Genomic DNA, 15,094 nt, shown 5'->3' with positions numbered 1-15,094 from the left:
AATTGTCTGCGGGACGTTTCGCGTTCTTCTATTCCTCTATCGGTAGAAGTTGCCCAAAAGCTTTGGGGGATTCTAGCTCCCATCAATCGAGATCGGCTCAATTGAACTAATCGCGGTCAAGTTGGCTTGCAGGTTAGAAATCGTCGTTTCCAAGGTATAGAACTGTTTCAGGAGAGCCGCTTGCTTGCGATCAAGTCGCTCCTGCCAGACATCAATCCGTTCCGTGTTGGAATCGACCTTGGATTGCAACGCCTGAATGCGACTAACCAGCAGCGATCTTCCGGCGCCGGCGAACGATTCCATCAGCTTGTCGAATCGGGCGGCGAAGCCCACTTTTGTCGATACGCCGCCTGAGGTTTGTGATTTTGTGAAAAAATCCTCGACTGCCTGCGGATCCGAATTGTAGGACTCCGTCAGCTTCGCTTCATCTAGCGCAAGTTGGCCACTTTCCGAAAAGCTAAAGCCTAGCTGTTGTAGAGATTGATATTTTCCTAGACCGGGGTATCGCCGTGTGAGCATTTCGCTCAATTCGGACTCGATTCGGTGTGCTTCGTTGGAGCCGAATAGAATGCCGGTTGAAAAGTCCGTTTCACTGAAGGTTGTGTAACCATCCAATTTGTCTCGCAACAAGTTGTATTGTTCGACAAAAGCTTTGGCGGATGAAATCAGCGAAGTGGTGGAAGACTCAACATTGATATTCACCGGCGTCGTTGAAGCTTCTTTGATCGTCAAACTCAGCCCTTCGACAACGTTTGCAAAGGTATTATTCGACGAGGTAGTCAGAACGCCGGCGGAAGATGCCGTGTTGGAGCCAAATAACAACAGCGCATCCTGTCCTTTGACAATTTCGTCAAAGCGAAAACTGGAGGCAAGTGAGTCAATCTGAAACCCTCCAGCGGCGCCTGAAGTATCGGAGGTGAGTGAAATGCGAAATCGCTCGCTGCCGCTTCCAAAGTCGAAACTGCTGGCCGAAATTCCCACATCCAGGGCGTTGATCTTGGAAATCACGTCACTAATTGTTTCGCCTGCTTCAATTTTGACAACCTTATTAAACGATCCGCTGACGCTTTGTTTTGTATCACCAGCGGCGATGACGCCGGATCCTGCGATCCCCAAGGAAGTAGCAGTGGTCGAACTTCCCGAGTTGGCGACCAGTAAAGTCCCGCTGCCGCCAGCTAGATCGGTAAACTTCAATCCGTCGCCATTGTCATTAATTTCGGCTTTGACCTTTAGCTTCGTCTGGCTGTTGATCAGCTCAATCAGGTCCCCTAGAGTCTGTAGAGTGTCGCCGCTCGTGTCGAAAATGAGGCCATTGCCGGCACTGTCTCGAATCAGGAATTTGCCACGATCAATACCCTTACCGCCGTTCAGCGAGTCTAGCGAAGACTGCTCACTGATGAATTGGGCGTGCAGCGAGCCTGATTCGATCTTCGTTTGTGATGTCGACGCGGTGATTTTTAGCAGGTCGGCCGAGTTGGTTGCGCCGGTATTTTCGACCTTGAAATTGCTAAAAAATTGACCGGTTGTATCACGCAGCGTGATGCCGTTGCCGGCTTCGTTTACTTCGGCTTTGACGCCGAGGCCTGCGTCATTTACGGCACGCAGAATATCATCGACGGTTTCGGCTCCAGATAAGTCAATCGTGGCCGAAGCTCCGCTACGGTCGGTGATTTGGATCGATCCCAAATCGAGTCCATTCCCGCCGTTCAGCGAACTGATTAGCCGCGACTTCAGTCCGCCGATGTAACGACCACTTTCGATGGAATCCCCACTAGTCGAAACCGCGATACCGAGATCTTCCGCCGCATTCCCATCACCAAAACTACTGACCGAGAATGAGCCGCCGTTATCGGCGGAAATATCAATCAATTCTATCCGGTCACCATCGGCGGCGATTTGCGCCTGGAGTCGAGTTGGATCGACTTCGTTCAAAATCGTAAGCAGGTCGCCTAGCGTGTTAGGACTGCGAGCTTCTTGGGCGGCGCCGCCAGTTGTCGTCGCCGTACTCCCAACATCAACGATTCGATCACCAGTCCCACCGGACGCGGTAGCTGCGGTGAACAACGCAGAAGCGGTCGGATCGCTGCTGATCGCTGCGATCACATCATCGGCGGTCGTCTGACCGGCGGCAATCCGCACGGTCAAAGTCTTGTTGTTCGGATCGCTTTCGTCGTATTCGACCGTTTCATTTCCGGCGGTGACCAAAGGGTCATTCACATACCGGAGCGTCACGTTGTCGAAGTCGCCGCCTAGTTGTTTCGCCGTCAATTTAACGACGCTGTCGACGGCATGTGCGGTCGAAATACCGATCGCGTCTTGATCGCCGCCAGCAGTAATTCCGCTATCGGTCAAGTCGATCAAGCCAGCGCCAGTGCTTCCCGAAGCGTTGGCCGCGCTAAAGAGTACGCTGACGATGGGGTCACCCCCTATCGCCGTGATAACATCTCCAGCGGTGCTTTCGCCCGCTTTGATATGAACGGTTAATGTCTTGTTAAAAGGGTCGGAATCGTCATAGATGACAGTTTCGTTACCCTGGGTTACGCCGGGATCATCGACAAACAGGATTTGAACGTCGTCGTAATCGCCGCCGGGGTTGATCGCGCTAATTTCGATCCCGGCATTGACGTTGGCTGCGGTAGTAACGGCCGTGGAGAGCGCCGTTCCGCCGCTAGTGATCGCGGTGTCGTTGGGATCAATCAGGCCGTTTCCGCTTCCGCCGTCGACTGTCTGCGCGAGGAAATACGGACTGGCGGTTACATCGTTGTTGATCGCGCTGATGATATCCGCAGCAGTCGTCGAACCCGCGGCGATCTGCACGGTAATTGTCTTCGCCAAGTCATCATAGAGGACGGTTTCATTACCTTGCGTGATGCTGGCATTGTCCTGAAAAATGACGGCGACCCCATCGTATGCGGCGCCGGCGTTTTTGGCGGTAATGCTGAACTTTGAGTCGTAGGATTCACTCAGCGCAACAGCGAATCCTTCGGGTTTAGCAATCTGCCGAAGTCCGACATTTTGGGTCGATCCGTCCCGAAAAGTAATCGTCAGGTCATCCAGGTCTTTGCTTAGACGAACACCTGCGCCGTCATTAAGGGCGCTGATTCGCGTTCCGCTATAAAGCGAAAGGAGATCATTTCCGACAACGCTGTCTGCGGCGACGTTTGTTCCATCGATGCCCAGGTCTGCGGCGGTCGAACCTCCATCGAGACTCTTGACGATTAGATTACTCAAGGTTTTGCCGGTGTTATCAACCAGCTTGAGCCGATCCCCTGCAATCGATGCTGTAACATCAAGCACATCGCTTGAATTGATTGCAGTTAAAACGTCGTCGATGGTCGTCGCGTAGCGCAGATCGATGGTATCGCTAGCACCGCTGCGATCCGTGATGCGAATTTTGCCTCGTTGAACTCCTTCGCCGGCGTTGAGTTCGGTTAGCGCGAGACCTTTGTCGATGCGAGGAGCGGAGCTAAGGGTTATTTGACCCGCCGAAAGCGGGCTCGTCAGCGAGTCCACGCCTGAACTTAGATACTGCTGCGATTGTGCTGTACGAATCGGAGTAAATTGCGTAGAGCCGAGTCGAGGAGTCCCGGTAATCGTCGCGGTTAAAGCGCTGCTATTACTGCTGCTAGCAGTTCGCGCATTGAAAGTCGCCGGTAGGGCGAATTTTGCTGCGGAGAATTGAAGTCCCAACACCGAAGCGGTCAACTGACTGAGCGCATCTTGCTCGTCAGTGAATGTTTTGGTGCGCGTGACCAGGCGATCGCGTGGCTGCGCTTCAAATGCCATCAATTGCTTCACTGTGCCGGCAATATCAATGCCGGTTACCAATCCAGTGCTGCTGCTAATCCCAACCATGGAAGTAGGTGTCGCTTTCTCTGACGGCCCGCGCGGCCTGATTTAACGTCAATTTTTAGACAGCGTCATTATCTTTTGTCGACCAAGCCGCGGTAAAATCTCCAGCTTATTCCGATTAGGTAGTTAGAGCCGCCAAACCAAAAAAAAGCCTCCGCCAAATTGGCGGAGGCTTTCGTAGCTTGGCGTATTCAGCCCGATTGTTATCGGAGTAGGCTGAGCACGTTTTGCGGATTCTGTTTGGCGATACCCAACACCGAGGTACCCGACTGAACGAGAATCTGAGCTCGCGTCAGTTTGGCCGATTCGGCGGCGAAGTCAGCGTCACGGATCGAGCTTTCGGCTTCGGTCAGGTTGGCCAACGTATCGTTCAACGAGTAAATATTCGAGTCCAAGGTCGTCTTCTGGAAAGCGCCCAATCGACCGCGAAGCGATGTCACCACCGAGATGACTTCGTCCACAACCTTGGCCGCTCCACCGACGTCGGCCGACAGGCTCTTGCTGCCGCCCGAGCGAAGCTCGAACAAACGTCCGCTGACGCCACCCAAGGTGGCGGTGCTGACGCTCTGGATACCAAGACGGGCTTGCTGGTTGCTGACCACGTCCGGACCCAGCTGGAACAACGTTCCGCCGCCGACAATCTCAAAGTCAAAGCTCGAATCGTCGGTGACGTTTTCACCGAGCGAGAAGCTCAGGTCGAGCGAGGAAGTATTGATCGAGGCCTTCAAACCGTCGCCGATCGCTTGGATACCGTTGATGCGAAGATCAACGTCGGTTCCAGAGACGCGATCGACATTGGCATTGCCACTCTGGTCTGTCAGGCTGAAAGTTCCGCTAAGGGCTTTCACACTGACAAACGCATCGGAGCCAAAGTTTGTCGCTCGGAAGGTCAATCCGGTGTTTTCCAGATCAGCGTTGCCCAGCAACGCAGCTCCTTCGACCGAGCCGGTATCGACCACGCCGCCGGTCAGCGTCGCGGTATCAGCAGTGGTGATAACTCCAGCGCCGGTGCCGTCTGCGGATCCGCTAAACAGCAATGCCAGGGCTGCGTCATAATTGCCGTCCGAAGAAGTGAAGATATCTTCAATGTCTGCGGCCGTCGTGACCCCTTCTTCAATGTAGAAGGTCAAGGTCTTGCTGGCTGCGTCGTACTCGCCGCGTTCGTCCGTACCGGCCGTCACGGTGGCGTCATTGACGAAGTTCACAGTGACGTTGTCGTACTCATCGCCCGAGTTGATCGCCGTGAAGGTCAGCTGGGCGTTGACGCCGTTCACAGAGAACGTGGTACCCTCCGCCTGAGCGTCTTCCAGTTGGGTGCCGCTGGTGGCGAAGGTAATATCGGTGCTGGTCGTTTCTAGGATGCCGCTGCCATCGCTGCCGCTGACATTGGTCACACTAATGCCGCGATCTTGCAAGTAAGTTAGCGCGGCGGCAGCATCGCCAGAGTCCGAGATAAAGGTGCTGGGGTTATCGAAGAAGGCGATCAAATCATTGGCCGTCGTCTTGACATTGCCATCAGAGTCCGTTTCCAGATTGACGATCAACGTCCCTTCACTGACCAAGCCGCCGGTGGTGCCGGCAGGAACGGTCAAGTCGGCGATTGTCACAGCGTCAGTTCCGTCACTGGAGCCGAAGTTCTCTGCTTTGAAGAAGTCGCTGACGTATTCATCATTGTTGATCGCGTTGAGAATATTCTCAGCGGTCGAAACGCCATCCGAGATATGAAGGACGAGCGTCTTGGCTTCTTTGTCAAGCTCAGCAAATTCGTCCCCACCGCCGGTCAGATCCGTGTCATCCACAAAGCTGATCGTGTAACCGTCGTAGTCGGTTCCCTTGAGCTTCGCGGTGATCGAGAAGGTGCCGTTGGCGTCTGCGTTCTGGATGATCGCTTGGGACAGACCTTCGACGCGCGGATCGGTCGTCGTGTCAATGCTCAGGCCGGTGCCGGGAGTCGAGACGTACCGAATGTTCGGCGAATCATCGGGCGCCAGGAATTGAACACTGGTATTCTTCTCGGCAAGGCCGTTATAGGCGTAGCTGGTGAACTCGGTGACCGTGTCGTGGCCGTCGTTGCCAGCGGAAAGCGACGCGGTGACTTTGTTGTTGCCCGTAGCGGCGTTGATCGCAGCGATGACATCATTCGCGGTGGCGGTAATTTCGCCCCCTTTGACGCCGCCTGCGGAGGTCGTTGCATAAAGACCGGTGGCCGAAACAACGCCAGCGCCGGCGCCATAACCTGTGGTTTCAATCACGGCAGCGGTGAACAGTTCAGTCGTCTTTTGACGATCCCCGCCCAAAAACAGCGTGCTTGCGGTCGTATCGGCAACAAGGATGGTGCCTGTGCCGTCGCTGCCTAGAGCAGCTCGGGCATCGAACGAGCCGGTCGCGTCAATGGCCGTAATGACCTGATTGGCGGTCGATGCAGCATTGACCTGAACGGTCAGGGTCTTCGCGTCAGCGTCATAAGTCGCCGTTTCAGCACCGGCGAGCACACCGCCAGAGGTCGAATAGATGACTTGAACGCCGTCGACGTCCGTACCGCCACCCAGGGCGCGAACATGGATCGAAGCGTCGGCGTTGCCAGATTCAATCAGAACCGAGGCTGCCGAGCGAGAAACCGTCGTACCGCCGCCGAAGGTTGAACTGCCCGCAATGTCTGCGACATTCACGACCGCGGCGCCAGTACCGGCGCCGGTATAGGCGGCGGAGAACAAATCCCCGATTTGCGAGTTAATCGCATCGCGGATTTCAGTACCAGTCGAGACGCCGTCGTCAATCTGGATCACCAACTTATTGTTGGTTTCGTCAAACGAGACGAGTGCTCCACCCGTCAGCGCGGCGTTGTCGACATATTCGATTCCGACGCTGTTGGTGTCACTGCCGAGAATTTTCGAGGTCAGCGTGAGCGAAGCATTCGCGACACCGCCCGTGACGAATGTGGCCGCGGTCTGTTCCGTGGCGTTGTTAATCGCGGCGACAATCGCATCGGCGTTAGATGCAGCGTTCTTCGTAATCGTCAAGGTTTTCGACGACGCGTCATACGAGGCCGATTCGTCACCGAGCTCGGCGCCATCCGCGAAGACAACCTTGGTGCCGTTGTAGTCGGTGCCCGCTTCATTGGCGGTAATCGAGAAGGCGTTATTATCTCCAGCCGTATCAACGATCAACGTCGATGATTCGTATGCCGAAACGCCCAGCGTTACTTCCAGCTTGCCAGGATCGGCGCCGACTGGAGCTGTGTAGCTCGCGGTGGTGGCGGTGCCTGTTCCCTTGCTGTACTTAATACGAACGTCGCCCGGATCGAAACCGGCTTCGTTGGCGGTCAGGGTGATGTCGTTGTCCGTACCAAAGCTGCTGACGGTCAACGTGCCCTTGGTGGCGGCGGTTTCGACAACTGCTTCAACGCCAGTGGCGTCTGACACCAGGTTCACAGCCGAAGCGATTTCTTCGATCGTCGAACCCTTGGCGAAATTAAACGCTTCGGTGCCGTTGGCGCCGCCGATTTCCAAGACCAAGTCGTCGGCGACAGCGCCGAAACCGTAGCTCAGTTCACCGCGGGTCGCTTGCTTGACGACGTTGACTTTCACGCCGATCGAGCTTTGTGTGCCGAAGTTGGCCTGATCGATACGGAGACCTTCGATCGCCGAGCTGTTGACGTTCTGCGTGATGAAGTCCAAGTTGCCGTCGAGCAGACGTTTGCCCTGGAACGAGGTCACCTGGGCGATACGGTCAATAGCTTCGAGCGACGAGTCGATCTGCAGCTGATTCGCCGCAATCTGTTCATCGCTGAGAGCACCAGTATTCGCCGCTTCTGAGATTAGGCCGCGAATGTCGTTCAGCAGCGAGCTGACCTGACCAAGTGCGCTATCGGCCGTCGCGATGAGCTGATTGGCGCGTTCACTATTGGTGATCGCTTTTTCGACGCTGGTAATATCGCTGCGAAGAGATTCGCTGGCGATCAAACCGGCCGGATCGTCTTTACCGCTGTTGATGCGGAGACCGGTGCTAAGCCGCGTCAGAGTTGTGTTGAGGTCCGCGTTAGAGCGGTTAAGGTTCTTCTGAGCAACAAGAGAGCTAACGTTTGTATTAATGCGGGTCATTGGGAGTCACCCCTCCTAAATCCAGGGACTACTTTGAAGCCCGTCCGACGCCTGGGGAGTCTGTAGATCGGGACGGTCGGCTGCAAACGCAGCCCTATTCAAACCTATGTGCTTGTCATTTCAGGAGGCTTCCTGCCCCTGCAGGACTTCCTGCAACTTCGCTCTGGTGAAAGCCAGTTCTCTCCAGCGCTCGACCGATCCTATGCACGATCATCTATCGAGGACTATCGGATATGTTTAGTTGCACGCATTAGGTGATTGGAGATGTTTTCCTCATGGGATTAGGGTCCCTAGTAGGCTTACGCCGCATGACCGTTACAGGCCGTTAAAAACAGGGATTTTGCCTGGTTTAACTGCGCCTATCCGCAACGCAATTCGCGCACTTTTTGGGGCGTTATGTGGTCGCAGCAGCGACAAAGAAAGGCGCCGGGCCGGGCGCCATTGAGCGGATTACGATAGGTAGGACGATTATGAGGAATGGTTCAGTGCGCAGCAATTGCGCCAGAACTATTTCGTCTTACGGAGTGCGGCGGCTTCGTTCGGCTGCAGACGGGCCGCTTGTTGATTCTCCCGTTGAATCGCTTCGTACACCTCTTGGCGATGTACGGGGATGTCTTGGGGGGCGGCGATGCCAAGACGGACTTTATCGCCGCGTATATCGACGATCGTGATCACGATGTTATCGCCGATCATGATGCTTTCGTCACGATGCCTCGACAAGACGAGCATATCAGGCTCCTTCCTCGGTGCGCTGTTCTAATCCGTTTGGCGGCGACGCCGGAGAACGGTAGGGCGAATTCAATTTAGCGGTAGTCAGCTAGCGGCCCAAGCGTGGGATAGCATCGCTGTCGCGGCGCCGGCCGCAGTAGCATCTATCGGACTTTGATTGGCCACCAATCAATATCCGCCGCAAGGGTCGACTTCTGTCGGCGGAATCGAATGTACCGCCGATCTTTCGCCAGCAAATTCGAACGAATTAGGCGCTCTTGCGATAATACGCAGCGCCGCCCTGAATTTCGTATTGCAACGGCTGATCATCGGACGTCACAATTTGCCGTCCCAGTTGCTTGGTCAGGTTGATCACGACGGGGGCGCGAAGATTGATCGTGAGCGTATCTGCATGCTTGCTAACGATCGTCAGGACGAATACTTCGTCATCGGCAGTCAAACGGATCGGCGATACTTCCTCTTTATCGAGGCGTACGCGGTATTCCGGGGCATATCGACGCGGGCTAACGACGGCCAGCGCCACTTCAGGTTGCTCGAGAGATTGCAACCAACCGAGATCTTCTGATTTTTCGTCGGACAGCAGAATCCAGTTGACCAGGCTTTCGAAGCCGATCAAGCCGTCCGCGAATAGGATGACATCTTCATCCGCGATTTCGAGCTTTCCGAAGCGAGCCGTGTAGATATCCATGATTCGAAACATCTCGATCAGTGATGCGATGCTGGCATTATCGCTCTGATGGCGACCCAAGTTCTAATATTCTGATTTATCGGCGGATGTGCCCGCGAGAATCCATAAAATCCGAACATCCGTCGCAGAACGTTGAGAGTAGCACATTCTTGCCCACTAGCTGCGTTAGATGTAGTCGAGCAGCGAGAGTTGATAAATCTGGCCGATCGCTTGCAGCGACGCTTGATAGGAAGCCTGTTGCGCCGAGAAATCGGAGGCTGCTTTAACGAAATCGACATTGATTTCGGTCGATAAGTTTGCGTCGAGTTCGACCATATCGTCTTCGAGTCGGATTTTCAACAAATCGATGTTTTGCGAGCGAGCGCCCAACTCGCCGCGCGAAAAGCTGAGTCGAGAAAAGTCTCGATCCAAAGAGTCGACAAGGCGACTGATCTGCACGTAATCGCGTGAAACGATGGCATCGTTCAATTTGATTAACGTGTTGAAAACGCTCTGGGTTTCTCGCCGATTGACATCTTGGCCCGAGAGCACTTCGGCAGTCCCGCCAGATGTGACGCCGACGGTTCCGGTCGCGACGACTGCCCCTGATCCGTCATTCGTCAGATCCAAACTGCGATCCAAGTCGGCGTGGAAGGTGCCTTCGAGATTAATCGCATTCACGATCTCGGAAGTGGTGGTCACTCCGGCTTCGATCGAGAGGGTGAGCGTTCTGGCGCCAGAGTTGTAAACGGCGGTTGGGGATCCAGAGGTTAGCGTATCATTGAAGACGATGCGGACATCGTTTTTGGCCGTACCAGGATACAGCGATTCTAGCGTGAAAGCAGTATTCAAGTTGTTGGGGGGCTCGAAAGAGACCGACGCAGTCGCCGGTTCGGCGTCAGCGACCGGCGTTCCACCATTGGTCGAAGCGAGGACGCCGGTATCGATGATCAAACCGGAGCCGTTGTTGGTCGGGTCAGATTCAAGTGACGTGTCCGCCGAAAAAGTTCCCTCAGCATTGATCGCAGCGATTACCGTATTCGCGGTGGTCATCGACGGATCGACATCAATCGTCAATTTCTTTGTGTTGGGGTCAAAGCTCACGATGGCCTGATCGCCGACAGCGCTCGAGTTGATGAACTCGACTTGGACATTATTAAAGGTGGTGCCGGGGAGATTGGCTGTGATCTGAATCGCGTTGTTGACATTGCTGGGGGGCGAAAGCTCGACAACCGCAGTCGCTGCGGTCGCAGAGGGAGAGTCGGACGCAGTACTGACCGTTTGTCCTGCCGGCATGAGGCCGAGGTCTACCACTGCCGAACTCAGGATGTCGCGTTCGAGCGTGAGTCGACCGATTCCATCGGGATTATCGTCGACTAGTTCGATTCCGTTGCCGAAATCAGTGAGGCGCGCGACGACAGGGCTACCATCCTGGTTGTCGGGATGGTTATTGATCAAATTCAGCACATCCCCCACCGTCTTGGCGCTCGAAAGATCGATCTCCAGCTGTTTCCCATCATTGCGAGTGATCGTAAAGTCGGTCCCTGTCGTCGTGTTAACGCCCAGACCGAAGTTGAGCGAAGAGAGCGGCGTCGATTCGCTGAACGTGCGGAGACCCAACTGAGTTGCGGTCGTGCCTCCATTTTCGCCGATTGTGAAATCGCCGCCGCTCACCACTGAGCGAACGTTGATGCCGTTGCCGGCGGCGTTGATTTCGGCCAAGACTCCTAATCCGGCGCCATTAAAGGTGTTAAGAAGATCCTCGATGGTATTTGCGCCGTCAAAAGTTAGGACCTGCGTAGCGCCACCGTTGGTGATCTGCAGTCCAGACGTTTTGTCAAAATCGGCTCCACTACCGCCTTGTAGCTCTCCAACTACCGTCAAATCGACAACGCCAGATCCGCTTTGGTAGTCAGAAATGCTGTCGTGCTCGTCAATCTCGGCCGAATACAGCTCACTGAATTTTGCATTGTTATTTAGCGCAGCAACAAGTTGGTTCGCATTGGTGCGGTCTGCGTCAACACGGACAAATACCGTTTTGGCGTCGCCCCCGCTGTTGCCTGTGTTACCGATGGGTCCGTCATCGGCCGCCGAGACGAAGGAGCCGGGATTGAAGGAATTGCCATTCGAGCTATCAGGGCGAACCGAAAAGCTTCCTTCGGCGATGATTGCATTCATCAGTGTCTGTAAAGATGTCTCGTCACTATCGTCAATCGCTAGCGTCAACGTGCGATTCGTCCCGTCGTCGCTATAGGTCGCAGTCGCCGCATCACCAAGGTTGCCGGATGCGTCGATCACAATATTGACATTATTGAAATCAAAGCCGGCTTGATTTGCGGTTAAGATCAAATCGTTGTTGCCGCCGGAGAGCGGCAGGGCCGCTCGCGCTTTGACGCCGTCCTGTGTCACATAGGTCGTATAGGCGTTATTGCTGTTGCTGGCGAGAACCGAACTGGTTGGATTGAACGTTTCTCCGGTTGATTTATCAAAACCTACTGAGAAACGCCCATCGGCGACGAAAGCGTCTGTTAAGGACTGCAGCGAGGTTTCGTCCGTGTCGTCAATCTGAACAGTGATTGTCTTCACTCCGTTGACCACCGTGGTCGGACCGATCACCGCGGTGTCGCCTATATCCCCGGAAGAATCAAAGATAATTCGTGCGCCGTCGAGACTGTCACCCGTTGAGTTCGCCGTCAGTAACAAACTGTTGCCGGCCCCATCTAGATCGAGCGTTGTCTGCGGTCGCAGCAGATCTTCGGCTAGCGTGACGACTTCGTTTCCTTTGGTTAAACCCGGTTTAGCTTGTAACAGATCATCATTGACTAATTGCAGTTTGACGCCGTTGGCGTCGGTCCCGTTGTTCTTTGCGTTCAGGATGATGTCGTTATTAACGCCGCCGTAAGAGATCACCGCCTGAGCTTTCGACCCTAACAGATCCGACAGTTTGGTGGTCGCCGTGATGATCGGGTTCAGGTCGGCGCCTTCGATTGGGTTAACGCCGTTGCCGTTGGTTGTCAGGATTCCCAGTTGAGCCGCGACGCGACTTCCGCCTGTTTCGCGGATGGTGAGGTTGCCGCCACCTGCGTCGTCGATATCGATGATCAGGCTATTATTGTCAATCCTCGCAGTGATTTTTCGCCCTGGCGGAGGATTCTTCTCGATCAAGGCGATCACATCACCAACCGTTTCGGCGGAGCGAATATCGATGGTAACCGGATTGGAACCGTCAGAAATTACGAAGCTGCCGGACGCAATTCCAGCACCGCCGCGCAAATTGGCGAGCTTCGTATTCGTGGTCAAAACGGGATTCAGATCGATCTGACTTTTGACTTCCGGCGAGATCGCTCCAAAAGCGGCGTCACCGTTGACGGTGGTGTCAAATAGCAAGTCGATATCAGCGAAGCTATTGAGGCTATTCGTATTGCCGTTGTAGGTGACTAGGCCATCCTTAATAGAAAAGGGAGGCGTCGTCGTGTTGGATCCGCCAAAGAGGTAGCGACCACGGAATTGGCGATTTCCAATATCGATGAATTGTTGCAATGCGTTTTGCATCGACTGACTCGCAGCCGCTACTTCCGAATCGGTCGCCGTCGAGTCGACCATGGTGACCGCCAGTCCGCGCATTTCAGCCAACAAATCGGCGGCTCCTGCCATCGCCGTGTCGGTTGCAGCCAGATACGACTGGCTGGTTGTGAGGTTCGTGCTGATCTGAGTTTTTCGCTCAATCAGGGATTGCAGCGTGATGCCGCGAATCGCGGCGGGCGCATCGTCGCTCGGAGCCAGCAAGCGACGACCGGTGCTGAGCTGGTTTTGGATACTAAAGAGGTTGGCCTGACTCGCCGCCAATTGCGACAGCAAACGAGACTGCAAATTGCCGTCGCTTACGCGAGTAGTCGGTACCGGTACGATTCGAGTCATGACGATAGGCGCTGTGGGCAGCGATAGGAAATGTGAATGTACGAAAATCAGAGCTTAGCTGGCGAGTTATCGACAGCTTCGCTCGAATCGAAACTACTGCGAATTCCGATGCTTCAAGCTATATATTGACCAGTACGTCTAGCAGCTCGTCGATAACCGAAATCACACGCGATGCTGCTTGAAATTGACGTTGATAGGTCATTAAGTTGACTGCTTCTTCATCCAGGCTGACGCCGCTCAGACCTTGCTTTTGTCCATCCAGCGTCTCTTTAAAGACGCGATACCCTTCGGCGACCGCTTTGGCGACTGAGGCCGATTGTGTGACGTTACCAACCAGTTGACCGTAGATATTGTCCAGCGTCTGTCCGCTCTTGCTATCCAAGGGGCGATCGAGAAATCCTGCCAACTCAATCGCATTGTCGGTGTCGACGCCGATGCCATTTTTGCTAGCGGCAAATTTGGAAGGATCCGTCTTGATCGCCTGTTGAATGCCGATGGTGCTAGCCGACGTTCCCGTGAAGAATGTGCCGAGACCCAGTGCCGCCAGTGCGCCGCTAGTATCACTGCCAAAGGCGAACTCGACATTCTCCGAGTCGCTTTGAATCTGCAGATGGCCATCCAGCGAGAGACTTGCCGTCAGCCCGTCAACCTCGTTGATCGCGTCGGCGAGACTTTGCAACGACGTGTCATCAGGCAGGCCGTTGAGTTTGACCGAGATATCCGTCGTGTTGGTCAGGCCCGTTTGCAGGTTCTGGGTGTAGATCTTGAATGAGCCGTTTGTCGGCGTATAAGTCAGGCCGGCCTGATCCAAGGGCTGGTCGGCCGCCGCTTCGTCTACCGCAAACTCGCTGGTCATCGCCTGATAACCGGTTTGACCTTGGCCGCTCGAGAAAACCTTATTGAACTCAAAGGTCAGTGTCTGGGCGAAGTCATCTAGATTGTTCATAAAGTCGCCGATGATCGCATCCCGCGACGTAATCATGCCCGCCAACTTGCCAGAGTACGCAAGAATCGGCGAGTCTGTGCCGGCCAGCGTTAAGTTCACATTGCTCAAGCCGTTTTCTGCGACGGTTTTTGTATCGACCTGTCGTGCGATGCCGTCAATTACTAGGTATTCGCCGCCGAGAAAGACCGACACAGACCCATTCTCTTGCTCGACCCCTTTGATGTCGATGATGCCGGCCAATTCGGTCAGTTTGCGTTGACGTTGATCGCGAAGACCGATTGCATCGCTTTTGGTGATGGGACCTGCTTCCAGCGTCGTAATCTTGACATTCAGATCAGCAATGTCTTTTAGACGAGAATTGATGTCTGTGGCCGACTGTTTGATCTGCTTGTTGAGGTCGGCATGAACTTCTTTCGCGCGGTCGTACAATCGACTGATGTCGTTTGCTAGGGTTTGACCGCGGAGCACCGATAAGTTTCGCACGCTAACATCCTCAGGCTGATTGAGAATGTCATTGATGCTTCCTAGAAAATCATTCAGAGAGGTGCTGATATCAGTATTGCTAAGTTCGCCGATTAGCGCCTCAAGCTGCAAATAGGTGCTCTCTTGCGACTCGCCGTTCGCTAGATCGCTGATCGAATTTCGTAGCCGTTCTTCTAGGAAATGATCGACCTGCTGAACGACTCCTTCGACCTGTACGCCCATCCCGAGACGCAGGTTGCCGTTCACTTGGGTCGGCGCAGGAGTATAGATGACTCGTTCGCGCAGATAGTCGGGCGTATTGACGTTGGCAATATTGTTGCCCGTCACCTGAATCCCGATCTGAGCGGCGAGCAGCGCATTTTTCGATTGCTGCAGCGATGTAAATAGAGTCATCCTTGA

At 54.5% G+C, this 15,094-nt stretch carries 6 protein-coding genes; all 6 read right to left on the bottom strand.

The genetic code is table 11. The features are described 5' to 3' along the window. Window positions 1-72: 72 nt before the first annotated feature. The gene (fliD, locus tag SH421x_RS22495) at window positions 73-3,855 is read right to left on the bottom strand and encodes a flagellar filament capping protein FliD (protein ID WP_488852261.1); all 3,783 of its coding nucleotides are present in this window, start codon (window positions 3,853-3,855) and stop codon (window positions 73-75) included. Between the two features lie 200 nt (window positions 3,856-4,055). Beyond that, window positions 4,056-7,952 carry a flagellin N-terminal helical domain-containing protein gene (locus tag SH421x_RS22490; protein WP_488852260.1) on the bottom strand — a complete coding sequence of 1,299 codons (3,897 nt, stop codon included), beginning with the start codon at window positions 7,950-7,952 and terminating at the stop codon, window positions 4,056-4,058. 507 nt (window positions 7,953-8,459) lie between these two features. Then, on the bottom strand, window positions 8,460-8,681 hold the full coding sequence (gene csrA / locus SH421x_RS22485) for a carbon storage regulator CsrA (protein WP_105339260.1): 222 nt from the start codon (window positions 8,679-8,681) through the stop codon (window positions 8,460-8,462). Window positions 8,682-8,928: 247 nt separating this feature from the next. Continuing rightward, window positions 8,929-9,429 carry a flagellar assembly protein FliW gene (gene fliW, locus SH421x_RS22480; RefSeq protein WP_488852259.1) on the bottom strand — a complete coding sequence of 167 codons (501 nt, stop codon included), beginning with the start codon at window positions 9,427-9,429 and terminating at the stop codon, window positions 8,929-8,931. Between the two features lie 105 nt (window positions 9,430-9,534). Further along, window positions 9,535-13,266, bottom strand: a complete 3,732-nt coding sequence (gene flgL, locus SH421x_RS22475) for a flagellar hook-associated protein FlgL (RefSeq protein WP_488852258.1) — start codon at window positions 13,264-13,266, stop codon at window positions 9,535-9,537. A gap of 118 nt (window positions 13,267-13,384) precedes the next feature. Next, on the bottom strand, window positions 13,385-15,088 hold the full coding sequence (gene flgK, locus SH421x_RS22470; protein WP_488852257.1) for a flagellar hook-associated protein FlgK: 1,704 nt from the start codon (window positions 15,086-15,088) through the stop codon (window positions 13,385-13,387). Between the last annotated feature and the right edge of the window lie 6 nt (window positions 15,089-15,094).

This window comes from Blastopirellula sp. SH421, from assembly GCF_057808535.1.
This window is presented reverse-complemented; position numbering and strand designations above follow the sequence as displayed.

Excerpts from the sequence above, each read along its gene's own strand:
- fliD (WP_488852261.1), bottom strand. The coding sequence starts at position 3,855 with ATGGTTGGGATTAGCAGCAGCACTGGATTGGTAACCGGCATTGATATT.
- SH421x_RS22490 (WP_488852260.1), bottom strand. The coding sequence starts at position 7,952 with ATGACCCGCATTAATACAAACGTTAGCTCTCTTGTTGCTCAGAAGAAC.
- csrA (WP_105339260.1), bottom strand. The coding sequence starts at position 8,681 with ATGCTCGTCTTGTCGAGGCATCGTGACGAAAGCATCATGATCGGCGAT.
- flgL (WP_488852258.1), bottom strand. The coding sequence starts at position 13,266 with ATGACTCGAATCGTACCGGTACCGACTACTCGCGTAAGCGACGGCAAT.
- flgK (WP_488852257.1), bottom strand. The coding sequence starts at position 15,088 with ATGACTCTATTTACATCGCTGCAGCAATCGAAAAATGCGCTGCTCGCC.